Here is a 13,841-nt window from a genome sequence, read left to right on the forward strand (position 1 = left end):
GCCCTCAGCATCGACGCCGTGCACTTGGAACACCGACTTCGCGATATCCAATCCAATCGTGACTACCTGACCCATGGCTCTCCTCCAGCTCTAACCGGAAGCCGAAGCTGCCGGTGGGGTGGAGAGCCGTCCACAGCATCAAGAGCGGACCCTCAAGCCCATGCCGGAACCGGACGTTCGGTCCCGTAGCTGCTTTGCCGGGACGTGCGCGCCAGCGGCGATCAGTCTTGGACATCAGACAGCGGTTCGCGTTCGGAGCAACGAACCACAGTTCGCCTTAAGCTCGCGGTGTCGAAATCAAGCGTGGCCAGTCGGAAGGAGCGTCGAACACCGCAAGCTCGCACCGTTCCGCCTGTGCGGGTTGAAACAGCCGTCCCCGTGGCTGGATCCAAGCGTTGGCGTGCCAACCCCCCACCGGCGCCGCAATGAGCATCAGGGAGTTCGCTACCTTTCGACCGAGTTTCTGCAGTGTGCGCCGGTCTAGCCCGCTCAGTTCGGCTTCGCTCTCTGGATGGGTGTGCCAGTCCCCGAGATAGTCGAGGTCGCCACCGCTAGCGGCAAAGGTCTCGTTGATGCGGGCGACCTGCCAGGCGTGATCCGGCAGGAATATGTGTCGACCGTGCAGCGCCTTGGGACCCGGCCCGATCGTCCCCATTACGATGCGGTCTCCCCCGCGTCGCCAGCCCATAAGAATACCGCCAGTCTCCAGCGGCGCCAGTGTCCGCGCCTGTTCCAGCAGGTCTTCGAATACATCCCTCCCGATCCAAACTTTCATGCGCCGCCGCAACTCCAGCATCGGTCATGGCACCCGATCGCGGCGGCCGTTTCCCAGCGCGGCAGGATCCGGCGGGGACCGTCCTTCAGCGAGAGGACGGCCAAGGGCCAGTCGCCGACGTCGTAATCGTCCGGAGCCAACGTCCCGATCGCGCTTCGGACAAGTTCAAGAGAAACCTCCTGCAGCTCGAAAGCTCCGCCCGTGAAGGTCGGCGTGTTGCAGCCGACGGGCGTGATCGTGCCGGAGGAATCGACAGGCGGTAGGGGCAGGGTTTTGTCATGCCAGTGTTCGTCCAGGCAGGCCGGGCACCCGCCCCCTGAGGGGGCGAAGCGCGCCACGACGCCGCCCGCCGCGCCTTCCGTCGCGTACCCCATGATGAAGGGCTTGCCCATGTCGCGGCAGACCGAAGCGAGCGACCGCTGGCACTCCGTCGAGGCGGACGCGTCGATCACCACGTCTGATTCCTCCACCCGCGCCCGGATCCATTCCATCTGGTGCTGCTTCGCCTCGGCTGCGGCAGCCGGGTCGGAGAGGGCGACGCCGATCTTGGCCACATGCGGGACGACCTCGGTGGCGGGGTAGTTCCGTGTCAGATGGTGGTAGAGCGCATGCGATTTGGGCAGGCCCCAGAACTCCCGGGCCAGGGGCCACCGGACGCCGTTGCCCGGCTCGACGCTGTCCGAATCGACGATGGCCAGCCGACCGAGACCGGCGCGAACGAGGTCCTGGGCCACGAAACCGCCGATCGCCCCGGCCCCTACCAGCAGCGCGGACCTCGCTCGCAGGGCTTTCGCGACGGGAACGCGGCCGAGGACGTCGTGGGCGAACCGGGCCCCTGTGACCAGCCCGGTTTCACGACCCTTCCCGATCCGGCGGTTGACCAGGAACAGGAAGCCGACACCGGCACGCCCGTATTCGATCTCCTCGTCGAACACGATGACAGTCAACGCCATATCGCCTTGAGCCAGTCTGGCCATCCGGGCGCGCGCTTGGGGCTGCGCGGCAACCACCCGCTCTATGATTCTGTCCGCCGCCGCGAGCATCTCGGTGGGGGTGTCGGTCGGCCGCGGCTTCATCCTGACCCAGCGTCCTTGGACGAGCGGTTCGCGGTCGATGCCGGCCCAGGGCGTGAACCGGGGCGCAAGCCATTGGCCCGTCAGGGGCTCCATCGAGCGCAGCAGACCTTCGAAGCGGTTCGGGCCGAACGCTCGCCCTCTCACATTGAAACCGGCGATCCCGGCCATTGTCCCGGGCACGGGCTGCCCGGCGTCAAAGACGACGATCGAGTCCGGCTCCGTCTGGCGCATGAAGTAGGTGCTGAGCGGATCGGGGGCATTCTCCTCCACGCCGGCGGCCTCGGTGGGCCGCGCCGCGGCGTGGGCCTGCGCGGCCTTGAGCACATTGGGCAGCTGCGCGGCGATCAGATCGGCGACCCGCTCGCAGGGGTCCCACTGGCCCGCGTCCTGCGTCAGCAGGCACAGCGTGCGGCTTGAGGGATCCTGGTGACGCGCGAGGGTCAGTTCGGGCGCGGACACATTGGCGCGGGCGAAGGGGTGGCATGGCGAATAGCCAACGCGAAGGCGGGCTTCGACGCCCTCGCGCCAATGAATGTCGAGGATCAGCTGGCCGGCCTTGTCGTGGATGACGGCGACAGCCGCGCCCCGGCGTTCGAAGGCGCGCAGTTCCGCATGGTACAGCGCGGGCCAGCGCAGCCACCAGTCGATCGGCCCCGACCGGAGCTGCGCTGTCCCGTGCATCTCAGCCGACCGGGCGGTGCGGCGGCGGGTTGCTGGGCGTGGGTGGGCCATCCGGCCGCCCCGGAGTGTGGCTCGGAGGACCGCCGGGCACGTCCGGATGGGTGGGGTGCTCGGGATGCTGCGGACGGTCGGGACCGCCGGGCTCGTCGGGACGGCCGGGCTTGTCCGGATGATCGGGCTTTTCAGGCTTGTTGTTCGACATTTCGACCTCTGTGTGTGGGGAGGGTGAACACCAGAGGGGTTCATCCGGGACTCGGCGGGCCGAGACCCGTCGACCGATGATTCCCGAAAGAGTGTTTGTGGTCAAGGGAAACATTAATGTGTTTGTGAGACTCACAGCCTGTTTGCCGCGTTGACACGACCAGCGGCGCAGATCAAACAATGGAAATGGCCGCCGATCCCCGTTATTCCGCCTTCGGCGAAGCGATCGCCTTGCGCCGCGAGCAACTCAAAATGACTCAAGCCGAGCTGTCGCGCCGCGTCGGACTCTCGCGCGCTTCCATCGCCAACATCGAACGCGGGCGGCAGAATGTTCTCCTGCACCACGCCTGCGACATAGCCACGGCGCTCGGTCTCTCCCAGGTGACGGACCTGCTGCCGGTCCAGGCCAGGCCGACGGTGGAGGAACGGGCGCTGACCGTCTCCGGTCCGGTGAGCGCTAGAGCGCACGCACAGATCCAGGACCTGATCGCGAACGCAATCGCCAATGCCGGGGTCAAATCGTGAGCATCGCCGATACGGCCCATGCCCAGGAAGCGGCGCGTACATTGCTCGGCAAGGCGGGAGTGCGATCGGTGCCGGTGCCGATCGAGCGGATCATCAAGTCCCGGGGCATCATCCTTCAGTATGCGCCGCTCGCCGACGACCTCTCCGGCATGGCCTACATCCGCGACGGCGTGGGCATCATAGGCGTGAACGCCCTCCACCACCCCAATCGTCAGCGGTTCACCGCCGCGCACGAACTCGCCCATCACGAACTTCACCCGGAGCACATCCGCAATGAGGTCCATGTGGACAAGGTGTTCCGCGTCCTGTGGCGAGACACAATGACCAGCCTCGGGATCGATCCGAAAGAGATCGAGGCGAACGCCTTCGCCGCCGAACTCCTGATGCCCCGGTCGTTCCTGGAGGATCTCGTGGACCCCCGCGCCCTGGACGTCGACGACGACGAGAAGATCGAGTCGCTGGCCCGCAAGTTCCGCGTCAGCCCCTCAGCGATGCGCTACCGGCTCGGCTCCTGGGACTAGGGAGGCTCGCTTGAGCTTCGTTTTCTACGATACGGAGACCACAGGCCTTAAACCGGGCTTCGACCAGATCGTGCAGTTCGCGGCGATCCGAACCGACGCGTACCTAGTCGAACTGGACCGGTTCGAAATCCGCTGCCGCCTCCAGCCGCACGTCATCCCCCACCCCTCGGCGCTGCGCGCCAACCGGATTTCGATCGCCCGCCTGACCGAGGCGTCCCAGCCCTCGCATTACGAAATGGTCTGCGCCATTCGCCGGCGGTTGGCGGCGTGGGGGCCGGGGATATTCATTGGTTACAACTCGATCCGCTTCGACGAAGAGATGCTTCGGCACGCCTTCTTCCAGTCGCTCTTTCCCGCCTATCTCACGTCAGCCCCCGGCAACGGCCGCACTGATGCGATGAACCTTCTGCTCGCGGCCTGCGCGGAACCCGAACCGTGCCTGACCTTGCCGATCGACCCGACCGGGCGCACGACCTTCAGGCTGGAGGCAGTCGCCGAGGCGAACGGCCTGACCTTGGGCCCGGCTCACGACGCCTTGGTGGACGCCGCGACGACGCTGGAGTTATGCCGGCGTATCCGCACCAGCGCGCCAGACGTCTGGCACCGCTTCATCCGCTTCTCCAACAAGGCCGTGGTCCGCGACTTCGTCGAGACCGAGGAGATGTTTTTCCTCACTCGCTTCTTCGGCGGGGAGGCTAACCACAGCTTGGTGGCGCGGCTAGGCAGCCCGGCCGGCGACGCCAACGGCCACCTGTGCTGGGATCTGGCCCAGGATCCGGCCTTGCTCGATGACGCGCTCGCGGATGCTCTGACGGAGGCCGTGCTGCGCAAGGGCGGGCCGGTAAAACGGCTCCGAACCAACGCAGCGCCCGCTCTGTGCGCCAGTTGGGAGGCTCCTGACGCCTGGTTCGGGATCGACGCCGCAACCGCCGAGGGGCGCGCGGCGTGGCTGCGGGAGAACCCCGGATTCTGCGGCCGCGCGATGTCGGCCTACTCGGACCCGTGGGCCGACACGCCACCGGCGGTCCACCCCGAGCAACAGCTCTACAACGGCGTTTTTCCCGGCCCTTCTGACGAGGCGCTGATGGTCGACTTCCATGAAGAGGGCAAGCGCCGCCGCCTCGAAATCGTCGAGCGTCTTGAGGACTCGCGCGCCAAGGTGTTCGGCCGCCGACTGATCTATTGTGAACACCGATCCGCGCTGAACGAGACAGAACGGTCTGAGGCTGACATCGCATTGGCTGAGAGCTTGGTCGACGAGCGGGGCGCGGGCCTGACCCTGCCGCAGGCCCTGATTCTGGTGGAAGAGGCGCTGGCGGCTGGTGGGGAAGATCCGGACGGAGTGTTGGCCGAGTATCAGGTCTGGCTCAAAGCCCGGCTGGCCCGCACTGTTGCGTTTCTCGGAAGGCCGCCAGTCACATCAGTCGCTCCGGCCGTCTAGAGCGCCACGCGCGCCGACTGGCGGCATAGCGCCAGAAGCGGACGTCAACGTTCGACCGGTAAGCAGACCTTCGAGAGCATCTGTTGCCGCCGAAGCAACCACATACCTAGGCTACCGCGATCAGCGTGACACAGCACTCTCAGTGACTGATTTGGCGGGCAACCCGGCTTGAGCGATCGGACTAAGTCGCCGGCACATTTAGGACCTGCCCTACGTAGAGGCGGGCCGGATCCAGCAATGTCGTTCTGTTGAGATTGACGATCTCAACTGCCCGCTTCTGATCGCCCAACGCGATTTGGGCCACGTCGGACAAATCCTGCCCTGACTGTACGATGTGCCGGCGGAAACGACGACCGTCAGCCAATTCGATGTCATCGACACTTGCCGAAGGATCGCGATACCCGCCTCTGGTCGTGTATTCCCACTCTTGAAAATCCACCGCCTGATCGATCAGTTTGGCGACATCCTTGAGGGCTTCCGGACGATACCGTTTCCTCTCAGGAAGAAGGTCGGCGGGCGCCGCCCACCGGACGAGTGCCGCGCGAGAAATCTCGTGCAGAAGCGTGGGTCCATCTCGCGTGTCTTTTGGCAGCAGTCGCATCGCGACTTCGGCCGGGCTCCACCCCAATTCTGCAGAGTTTTCGAGCTGAACCAGGACATCAGGCTTGATGCCCCAGATCTTGGAAACCGTGGTCGTATCGAGGGCGAGGCCAGCGTCCTTCGCGCCCTGGAGAATCCATTCCAGACCTTCGTCTGAAAGGCCACGAATGTCGCCGCCGCCGCCGACCGAACCATGACCGCCCGGGAACCACTGCTGTTGATAGGGCCGCCGCGGATCCGCAAGGTCGAAACCGGCTGCGCGGTTCAGTTCATCGACATTGTCCCAAAGGGTCACGTCGAACTTTTTGCGGCGCTCGTCGATGGAAACGGCATGCCGAGCCGCCTTCACCGTTGGGTGAAGATTGTGGTCGTGGAAGGCTGCAGCATCGACTTCGCCGTCCCGATCGCGGTCACCGAACACGGACGACCCAATGGTTTTGACAGTATCCCAAACCCCGATGTAGCGAATGTTCACCAAGGGGGTCGCTGCATCAAACTCAGCGTTTGCAGCACGCCGAATCTCACGATCCTCCTCATTGGCGCAGATGTCGGTAACGAACTCCGAGCGGAAGCGTCGCAGCACGTCGGTCCCGTCATCATCCTTGCGGCCCCGCTGCTCATAGAGTGCGGTCGCGACCTTGATCTTGTCGGCGAAACAGCTGTTCACGACGCCGACATGATGGATAAGGCCGGCGAAAGAGCGCGCCGTATAAGCGCCTCTGGAGAAGCCGAAGATGAATATCTCGTCGTTGGGCTCGTGGTTGAACACGAGGAATTTATAAGCCTCGATCACCTTCTCATAGAGGCCCGCGCCGAACGCGCCGCCCATCAAATTGTCTTTGTCCGTCGAGCCGACGCCCTCGTCGTAATAGACGATCTGCGCCGCGGTCTTGGAAGTGTTGCGCACCGCCGCTGCGGTGATAGCGACGTTGGTCGGGTGGTCACGTTCGAGCGTGTTGCTTGTTCCATCGAAACAAAACACGAGGCGCTTGTTTGGCTTGGTCATGACTGTCTCGATCCGGTTGATGGGCAGCTGCGAGTGTTAGAGGTCCCTGGCGACAGAAACGGTCGTAATGCCAAGCCCCCGATGAAAATGCCGTCGGCCTATTGATCACTTGGACCAGTGACCGATCACCCACTCCCAGGCGCGGTGGTCGTAATCCCAGCGCCAGTGCGCTCGGACCCATTTGGTTTTTCCGAGCGGGCGTAGGGTTCGGAGGTTCTGAAGCCTGTCGATCGGCTTGGGCGGGCGCGGTCCCCGTAGCCTAGGTGCGAAAGCCATGATCATCCCTCACTGCAGAGTGTACTCGCGCCAAGGTATCGCCCCCACCGGTACGCGAGCCAGGAACCGGGTGATGTCGGGCCGACCGTAGTAGGTCGCGCGCCCCCGTGCATCCTGAGCCATCAGCACGACTGGAAGACCCGGGAATGCGGACCCGAAGCTCCTCGCGGTCTGATTGGCTTGGATCGTATTGTCGAGGATGTGCCTCTTCACCACAACGATGGCGAACGACACGCCCTGCTCTCGGACAACGGCCCCTTCAAAACGCATCTCAGTTCTCCTCAAAAACAAGGGGCCGCACCTTTGAAAAAGATGCGGCCCCTTAGGTTCACCCCTTCGGCGGGAAGGGGTCGTTTCCGAAGCTGTCACGCTCGCGGATCTGGCCGTTGCGGCCGTGGATCAGCATTTCGCTTTGCTGGTTCTGAGCGATCTCGCGAGCCCGCGAAATCGCCTCGGCCTGTGTCCCGTGGACTGACGTGGCGCGCTCGTTGTTCGCTCCCCGGACAGCCCATCCGTTTTCATGGGGGACGACGTGTTGGTTCTTACCCATTTCATTCACCTCCTTTCCGTCGGAAATTCCGAACGTGACGTATGATATAGTGAACAACTTTCCGCTGTCAACCGGAGCAGCCGACGCGTATGATCTGTCTTACGCATCGCAAGGCGGAGAGGGTTTGGTATGTCGCTGGCTTCGAAGCTGAAGGATCTCAGAATCAAAAGCGGGGAGTCATTGCAGCAGGTCGCTGACGGGATCGGCGTCTCCAAGGCGCACATCTGGCAGCTCGAACGCGGTGACAGCACGAATCCCAGCTTGGACCTGCTCCGCGGTCTCGCGGACCACTTCAAGGTCACGGTCGCCTTCCTTTCGGATGACACCAAGACCCCGGATGAAGCAGCGGCACTCCAATTCTTCAGGGAGTTTGAAGGCAAGCTTGATGACAAGGCTTGGGAGGCTGTCCGAAACGTCGCCGAGGCGCTGAAGAAGCCATGAGTGAGCTGCTGATGGATTTGGCTGATTGCGGCTCACCGGAGCGGCTTATCCAGGCGATCCTGAGGCACCATCCGCATTGGGAGCCCCCGGTGCCAATCGAAGCGCTCGCGACAGCTGTAAACATTTCCGAGATTCGAGAACTTGAAACTCAGGGATTTGAAGGCGCGTTGGTAACCAACCCTGGAAAGACTGAGGGCGTGATCTTTCATAGGGCCGGCACGCCCGACGGCCGCCGCCGCTTTACCATCGGCCATGAGCTCGGCCACTTTCTAATCCCGACCCACACCGGCAATCAGCAATGCAAGTCCGGAGACATGAGCCAAACCGGCTTCAAAACGCCCGAACAACGCCGCGAATACGAGGCAAACCGCTTCGCAGCCGGCGTTCTGATGCCCAAGCCCTGGTTCGAGCGAGACACGGATCGATTGGGAGACCCGGACGTAACGCACGTCTTGGAGCTGTCGCGCCGTTATCGGACCAGCTTCGAGGCGACGGTGAACCGCTTCGTGGAACTCAGCGGGCCACCCTGCGCGTTCGTTTTCTCGCTCGATGGCAAAATACGTTACGTGCGAAAGAGCCCGAACTTCCCGCAAATGTCTGTCGCTGCGGGGCAAAGGTTGCCCTCCGACAGCGCGACCGTGGTCAAGCCGCCGGCTCTGCTGCGAGCAGCGTCGCCTTGGTACGAGGTGGAGGGCGCGACTTGGCTGTATGCCGAATGGGGGCGGCGCACCCAGAACGTTCTGGAGCAGTCCATGCGACAGGCGAACGGCTACCAGGTGACTTTGCTCACTTTGGCAGACGACGATCTCGCCGCTGACGATGACGATACAGGCGATACGGGCGAATGGCGGGCGCCGAGCTTCTAAGGAGCGCGTGCTTCAACGCGCCAAGTGCGGACGTTTGGGCACCGGCTGAAAGTGGACTCTCGATCGCCAAGCCGCTGAGGTCCACTAACCACGCGCCGTCGTGGCCCAAGGGCGCGGCGCGCTAAGCGGACCTAGTCCCTGCAAGCTTCAATGAGAGTTCTTCACGATCAAGGCCGCAGACCGAGACCTTGGCAGGATGGAGCGCTCTATCCGCGACGTCGGCCAAATGAGCGTGGTGGGTGAAGAACAGCACCTGGGTTTTCCGCGCCAGCTCGGCCAAGACTTTGAACCCGGCAGCGGCCCGCTCGTCATCGAAGTTTATGAACAGGTCGTCGGCCAGGAAAGGCAGCTTGGCACCTTGGGCTAGCGCTTCCTCAACCGCAGCGACCCGAAGCGCGAGGAACAGCTGGTCCACCGTGCCGTCGCTCATCCCCTCTACCGGCACCACCGTGGCTCCATCCGAACGCACGCCGGCGAGCTTCGGCGTGTTGTCGTCGTAGTCGACCATTAGGGCGGAGAAGGCGTCGAGGGTGAGTGTGCGGAACAGGGCCGAGGCTCGGGTGAGAAGGGGTCCCTGCTTTTCCTGGCGATACCGCTCCACCGTTATTTTCAGGAGCCGGGCTTCTGCACGCTTACGGATATAGAGCTCCGCTTGAAAAGCCATTTCGCTGCGGGCTTCCGCCATAGCGAAGGCGGCGATCGCCGCATCGGGTCGGTCGTCCAGCGCCTCAAAGGCGGTCAGCGCCGCCTGGCGAGCCTCGCTCTTGACGTCGATTTGCGGATTGAGTCCGTCGAGCTCCGCAGCCCAGCCCTCGGCCTCGGCGGCGAGTTCGTCGGGCTGAGCGCCGGAGACCTCCTCAATCAGCGCCTCCAGGCTGCGGCCGTCGCCGTATGAGAGGAGCTCGTCCTCAAGCTGGTTGATGCGGTCACGCAAGCCCGTCGCTTCGCGCGCCCGGCCCAATATCTCTCGGACTGTTCCGGGAGCCTCCGGGTCTGCGCCCGCCTCGATCAACGGCTCCAACAGCCCCTTCGCGCGGGCGAGCTCTTCCTCCGCGGTCGCCTTGTTCGAGAGAGCGGCCTGGAGCTGGTCTGCCAGGGCTTCGGCGCGGTCCGCCTGCTTGCGAGCGGCGACGCATGCTTCCTGCAAGGCCGCAAAGGTCTTGGCGTCGTCCTGGAGTTCCGGAAGCCCTGCGCTAAGCGCGGCGGCGGCAACGCGGCTTTTGAAGGTCGATTGGGCGGCCCAGATGCCTGCCGTCTCGGCTTCCAGGTCCAGCTGCTTGTCGACGTCCTGGCGAACGATCTCAATCAAATCGAGCCGCGCGCGGGCCGCCGCCACCGCCGCGTCTGCAGGAAGCCGGGCGCGTTCCAGGGCCGGTCGCCAGGCGGCGGTCCACGCCGAGTCTGCGGCGTTCGCGACGCCGGCCTTCCCTGTCGCCCGTTCGAGCGCCTCCTGCGCAGCCGAGAGCTTGGCCCGCAGTTCGCGTTCCTGGGCTTCGGCTTCCCGAGCCGCCTCAACGCGCTGCTCCGCCTCGTCCCACAGACGCTGCAAGCTCGCCGGTTCTGCGTCGATTTGGGTACGACCCAAGGCGCGGGCCAAGGCGTGGCTTGCGGCCGTTTCGGCCTGCCGGGCGGTTTCCACATCCCTGCTGGCCAGGTCCAGGGCATCCGCATGCTGAAGGGCTTGGTCGCACGCCGCCGTCCATCCCGGGAAGGCTTCTGGCGACACGCTGACGCCGAGCGGTTCCACCAGCTTGCCGAAGGCCGTCAAGGCTGCGTCCCCCGTCGCCAAGGCGAGAAGCCGTCGGCCGTTGGCTTGCGTAAGCTCCAGCTCGGTCTTTTCAATCTCGCGCTCGTGCGCCGAAAGATCGCCGGCGTGCTCAGCCCCGGCGAACCGCTCGTCCGCCACGCGATCACTGGCGACGATGGCTTGTTCGTAGGCCTCGACGGTCGCTAGGGGGTGGTCGATCGCCGTGTCGCCCTGGATGTGACCCTTGAGCGGAGCCCAGCGTGTTTCTCTGACGTCCCGGGCCGCCGCGAGGTCGGACGCGGAAGGGGTCGGGTGGCCGAGCACCTTGTGCTTGCACTCCAGCTGCAACTGTTCGAGGCGGGATTCCGCCCTGGCGCAGGCTTCACCCTCTTGGCGCATCTTCTCGCGGGCTTCGGTCAACTCGGCCATGACCCGCGCCACGTCCGGCTCCGCGGGTTGCGGCAACGCCCGCAGCGCGGCCACGTCGCCGCGCCACGGCGACAAAGCCCGCATTCGGGCCCCGAGCAGCGCCTCGAGTTCACGACACGCGGCCTCGGCTGAGGCCGTAGCCTGGGACAGGCCCGCCATACGGACTTCGCGCAACGCCTCCTGGAGCGGCCGTATGTCATTGCGGGGGGGCAGTCCGGATATCGCCGTCTGCAGCCGATCGGCCTCGTGCGACGCGCCCTCCACCGCTTCCCGGGTGGCCCGAAGTTGCTCGTCAATGGCTCCGCGCTGCTCGATAAGCTCGCGCAACTCCGCGATCGAGGGGCGTCCGGGCAGGCGCGCCTTCAGATCCTTGGCCGGCTCCGGCGGCCATCCGATCTCCGTGACGTTGGCTGAAACTCGCTGGGCGAGGTTTTGCAGGGTCGCGTCCAGCGCCGGCAGCGATGCGGCGCCCTCGTCGACGACCCCCTTCAGATCCCGGAGGGCATCTACCTCTGCGGCGGCGGCTAGGACAGCCGGGTCTGGCCGCACGGTGTCCAGCGCCTCTTGCAGGCGGTCGGCTTGCAACTTCGCTAGGCCCGCCTCGGTCCCGGCTGTCTGCAACGACCCCAGCGCGGTCTCGAGGCGGTCGGCGACCTCCAGGGAGATTTCCGGGATGTCCCCGAGTTCTGACACGCGCGCCAGAGCCCGCGCGCGCTCCGCCAAGGGGCGCAGGACAAGTTGTTTGCGCTGCACCGTGCGCTGGTCGCGCGCGAGGGCGGTCCGCTTCGCCTTGAGCTCGTCGAGCTCCGACTCGATAACCTTGAGATCCTTCTTGGCCCTTGCCCAGGCCGCGGGTCTCACCTCGGCTTCCTTGAGACCAGCCTTCGCCGCCTGGTAGGCGCTGTAGGCGGCCGTGAAATGGCGGTTGTCGCCCGCTCTTTTCGTCCAGATCTCGGCCGCTTCCTGTTCGAGCTGATCACAAAGATGGGCCACGCGCACCATGCCCGAACCGGCGGCGAAGATCGTCGCGCCCACATCGTCCTTGGCCTCAAGGATGAGCTTGCCGCCTTCGCGCAGGCGCGCATGGTCCAGCCCGAACATGCGTTCGTAGCTCTCGCGAGTCTGTCCGGCGAGCCGCGCGCCGAGCAGGGCCGGATCCAGAGGTTGGTCGTCGGGCCCCAGCAGGGTGTCGACATTCCCTTTGCGTCGCCGAACTTCCAGGCGCGAACCATCGCCCTCGATGATGGCGCCCACGCGGAGCAGTTTCTGGTCGAACTTGAAGCCGAAACGCGTGCGGGGTCCGAAGCCGAACAGCAGGTCGCTGATCGAGGCCAGGGTGGTCGACTTGCCCGCTTCGTTGGGGCCGAGGATGATCTGCAGGTCGCAATCGCCGGCTGCGAAGGACAGGCTGCAGTCCTGGAACCGGCCATACCGGATCAGCTGGAGCTCGGCGAACCTCACGCGACCCCCGTCTGTAGACGGGCGCGCAACGCCGCCGCCGCGTCCGGCAGCACGCCGCCAAGCCGCCCGGCCCTCACCTCAGGCAGCAGGTCGAGTTCCCGGTCCAGCTCGGCGGGCGCGCGGGCGAGGAAGTCCGCAAGGTCGTCGACGATCGCCGACGCAGTGGCCGGGTCCGCCGCGAGTTGATCCAGCAGAGCGTCCAGTTCATCTCCGAGCGCTTCCGTCCGGGCCGGCGGCCGCGTGGCCGCCACCACCTTCTCGATCCAGAGCTCGTCAGAGAGGCCCCTGGCGATCGCTCGCACGCCTTCCCGCCAGGCGTTGCGCTCCTCAGCCAGCACGTCGTGGATCAGCGTCTCGCCGGATAGGCGCACCCGCGCCATCATCGGACGACCGTCTGCCTGGCCAGAAAGCGCTGCCTCGAGACTTTGGCGGATCCGCTCGTGGCCGTCGGTCACCGACTCCGCGCCGCAGAGGTCGACTTCCACATCGGCCCACCGAACCACATCCATTGGAATATGGTCTACGGCCCGGACATGGCCGTCAGCCACGGTCACGAGAGCGGCGCCCTTTGGCCCGGTCTCCCGAATGTTGCGACCCTGCAGATTGCCTGGAAACACCACATAGGGGACGGAAGTGACGATCTCGAAGCCGTGCACATGGCCTAGCGCCCAGTAGTCGTATCCCTTCGCAGCCAACTCCTCGGGACGGCAGGGGGCATAGGGCGCGTGGCCCCGATCTCCGGTCAGGGCGGTGTGGAGCACGCCGATGTTGAACGAGCCGTCGATGGCCGGGGGATAGCCTCCGGCCAGGTCGCCCCCGGGGTCGCGAGACTTGTAGCTCTGTCCGTGCAGGACGACGCCCGTTGGCGCGTGCGTCACCGTTTCAGGGCGGTCCGAACGGAAGGCCTTCACGTTCGGCGGCAGGGGCAACTGTTTGGTGAGATGCGATTCCGCGTCGTGGTTGCCGTAGATCAGGTAGACGGCGATCCCGGCTTCGTTCAGGCGACCCATCGCGCTGCAGAAGTACAGACCGGTGGCGAAGGCTTCCCAATCGCCGTCATAGAGGTCGCCCGCGATCACCAGGAAGGCGACTTTCTCTTCGATGGCGTAGCTTACGAGATTGTCGAGCGCGCTGCGCGTGGCAGTCCTGACAAGCTCCGCCGGCACGCCCTCATAGCGGGCAAGGCCGCGCAAGGGGCTGTCGAGATGAATGTCCGCCGCGTGCAGGAATTTGAAGTCCATAGGC

General features: G+C 65.1%; 12 protein-coding genes. 5 read left to right on the forward strand and 7 right to left on the reverse strand.

Features of this window, described 5'->3' with window-relative positions; all coding sequences use genetic code 11:
• Nucleotides 1-277: 277 nt before the first annotated feature.
• Together VN378_RS09400 and VN378_RS09405 are read right to left on the reverse strand one after the other, a co-directional pair.
• Nucleotides 278-775: a Mov34/MPN/PAD-1 family protein gene (locus VN378_RS09400; protein ID WP_325743194.1), complete on the reverse strand. Its 498-nt coding sequence runs from the start codon at nt 773-775 to the stop codon at nt 278-280.
• A complete protein-coding gene (locus VN378_RS09405; protein WP_325743196.1) occupies nt 772-2,583 on the reverse strand; it encodes a ThiF family adenylyltransferase in 1,812 nt (603 codons plus the stop codon). The genes VN378_RS09400 and VN378_RS09405 overlap by 4 nt, the downstream gene beginning before the upstream one ends.
• A gap of 330 nt (nt 2,584-2,913) precedes the next feature.
• Here VN378_RS09405 and VN378_RS09410 point away from each other — a divergent pair, with 330 nt between their 5' ends.
• From VN378_RS09410 to VN378_RS09420, 3 genes are read left to right on the forward strand one after another with little or no spacing between them, the layout of a single operon-like run.
• Complete coding sequence (locus VN378_RS09410) at nt 2,914-3,258, forward strand: helix-turn-helix transcriptional regulator (RefSeq protein WP_325743197.1); 345 nt, start codon at nt 2,914-2,916, stop codon at nt 3,256-3,258.
• Complete coding sequence (locus VN378_RS09415; protein WP_325743199.1) at nt 3,255-3,779, forward strand: ImmA/IrrE family metallo-endopeptidase; 525 nt, start codon at nt 3,255-3,257, stop codon at nt 3,777-3,779. Before VN378_RS09410 ends, VN378_RS09415 begins: the two co-directional genes overlap by 4 nt.
• 10 nt (nt 3,780-3,789) lie before the next feature.
• Entirely contained in the window at nt 3,790-5,220 is a 1,431-nt protein-coding gene (locus tag VN378_RS09420; protein WP_325743201.1) for an exonuclease domain-containing protein, read from the forward strand.
• A gap of 181 nt (nt 5,221-5,401) precedes the next feature.
• Here VN378_RS09420 and VN378_RS09425 read toward each other — a convergent pair whose 3' ends face one another.
• The 3 genes from VN378_RS09425 to VN378_RS09435 all read right to left on the reverse strand — a co-directional run bounded on the left by VN378_RS09425 (nt 5,402) and on the right by VN378_RS09435 (nt 7,652).
• Nucleotides 5,402-6,826 carry a phospholipase effector Tle1 domain-containing protein gene (locus VN378_RS09425; RefSeq protein WP_325743202.1) on the reverse strand — a complete coding sequence of 475 codons (1,425 nt, stop codon included), beginning with the start codon at nt 6,824-6,826 and terminating at the stop codon, nt 5,402-5,404.
• A 285-nt stretch (nt 6,827-7,111) separates the two neighbouring features.
• Nucleotides 7,112-7,372: a hypothetical protein gene (locus VN378_RS09430; protein WP_325743203.1), complete on the reverse strand. Its 261-nt coding sequence runs from the start codon at nt 7,370-7,372 to the stop codon at nt 7,112-7,114.
• Between the two features lie 58 nt (nt 7,373-7,430).
• Nucleotides 7,431-7,652 (reverse strand): DUF2188 domain-containing protein, encoded by a 222-nt coding sequence (locus tag VN378_RS09435; RefSeq protein ID WP_325743205.1) that lies wholly within the window; start codon nt 7,650-7,652, stop codon nt 7,431-7,433.
• 129 nt (nt 7,653-7,781) lie between these two features.
• On the opposite strand from VN378_RS09435, the gene VN378_RS09440 reads away from it, so the two are divergent.
• Both VN378_RS09440 and VN378_RS09445 read left to right on the forward strand, forming a co-directional pair.
• Nucleotides 7,782-8,093, forward strand: a complete 312-nt coding sequence (locus VN378_RS09440; RefSeq protein ID WP_325743207.1) for a helix-turn-helix domain-containing protein — start codon at nt 7,782-7,784, stop codon at nt 8,091-8,093.
• Nucleotides 8,090-8,959 (forward strand): ImmA/IrrE family metallo-endopeptidase, encoded by an 870-nt coding sequence (locus VN378_RS09445; protein WP_325743209.1) that lies wholly within the window; start codon nt 8,090-8,092, stop codon nt 8,957-8,959. Before VN378_RS09440 ends, VN378_RS09445 begins: the two co-directional genes overlap by 4 nt.
• Before the next feature lie 121 nt (nt 8,960-9,080).
• Here VN378_RS09445 and VN378_RS09450 read toward each other — a convergent pair whose 3' ends face one another.
• Entirely contained in the window at nt 9,081-12,596 is a 3,516-nt protein-coding gene (locus tag VN378_RS09450) for an AAA family ATPase (protein WP_325743211.1), read from the reverse strand.
• A complete protein-coding gene (locus tag VN378_RS09455) occupies nt 12,593-13,837 on the reverse strand; it encodes a DNA repair exonuclease (protein WP_325743213.1) in 1,245 nt (414 codons plus the stop codon). Before VN378_RS09455 ends, VN378_RS09450 begins: the two co-directional genes overlap by 4 nt.
• Nucleotides 13,838-13,841: the final 4 nt, after the last annotated feature.

It is taken from the genome of Brevundimonas sp., assembly GCF_035561115.1.
Lineage (GTDB): Bacteria > Pseudomonadota > Alphaproteobacteria > Caulobacterales > Caulobacteraceae > Brevundimonas.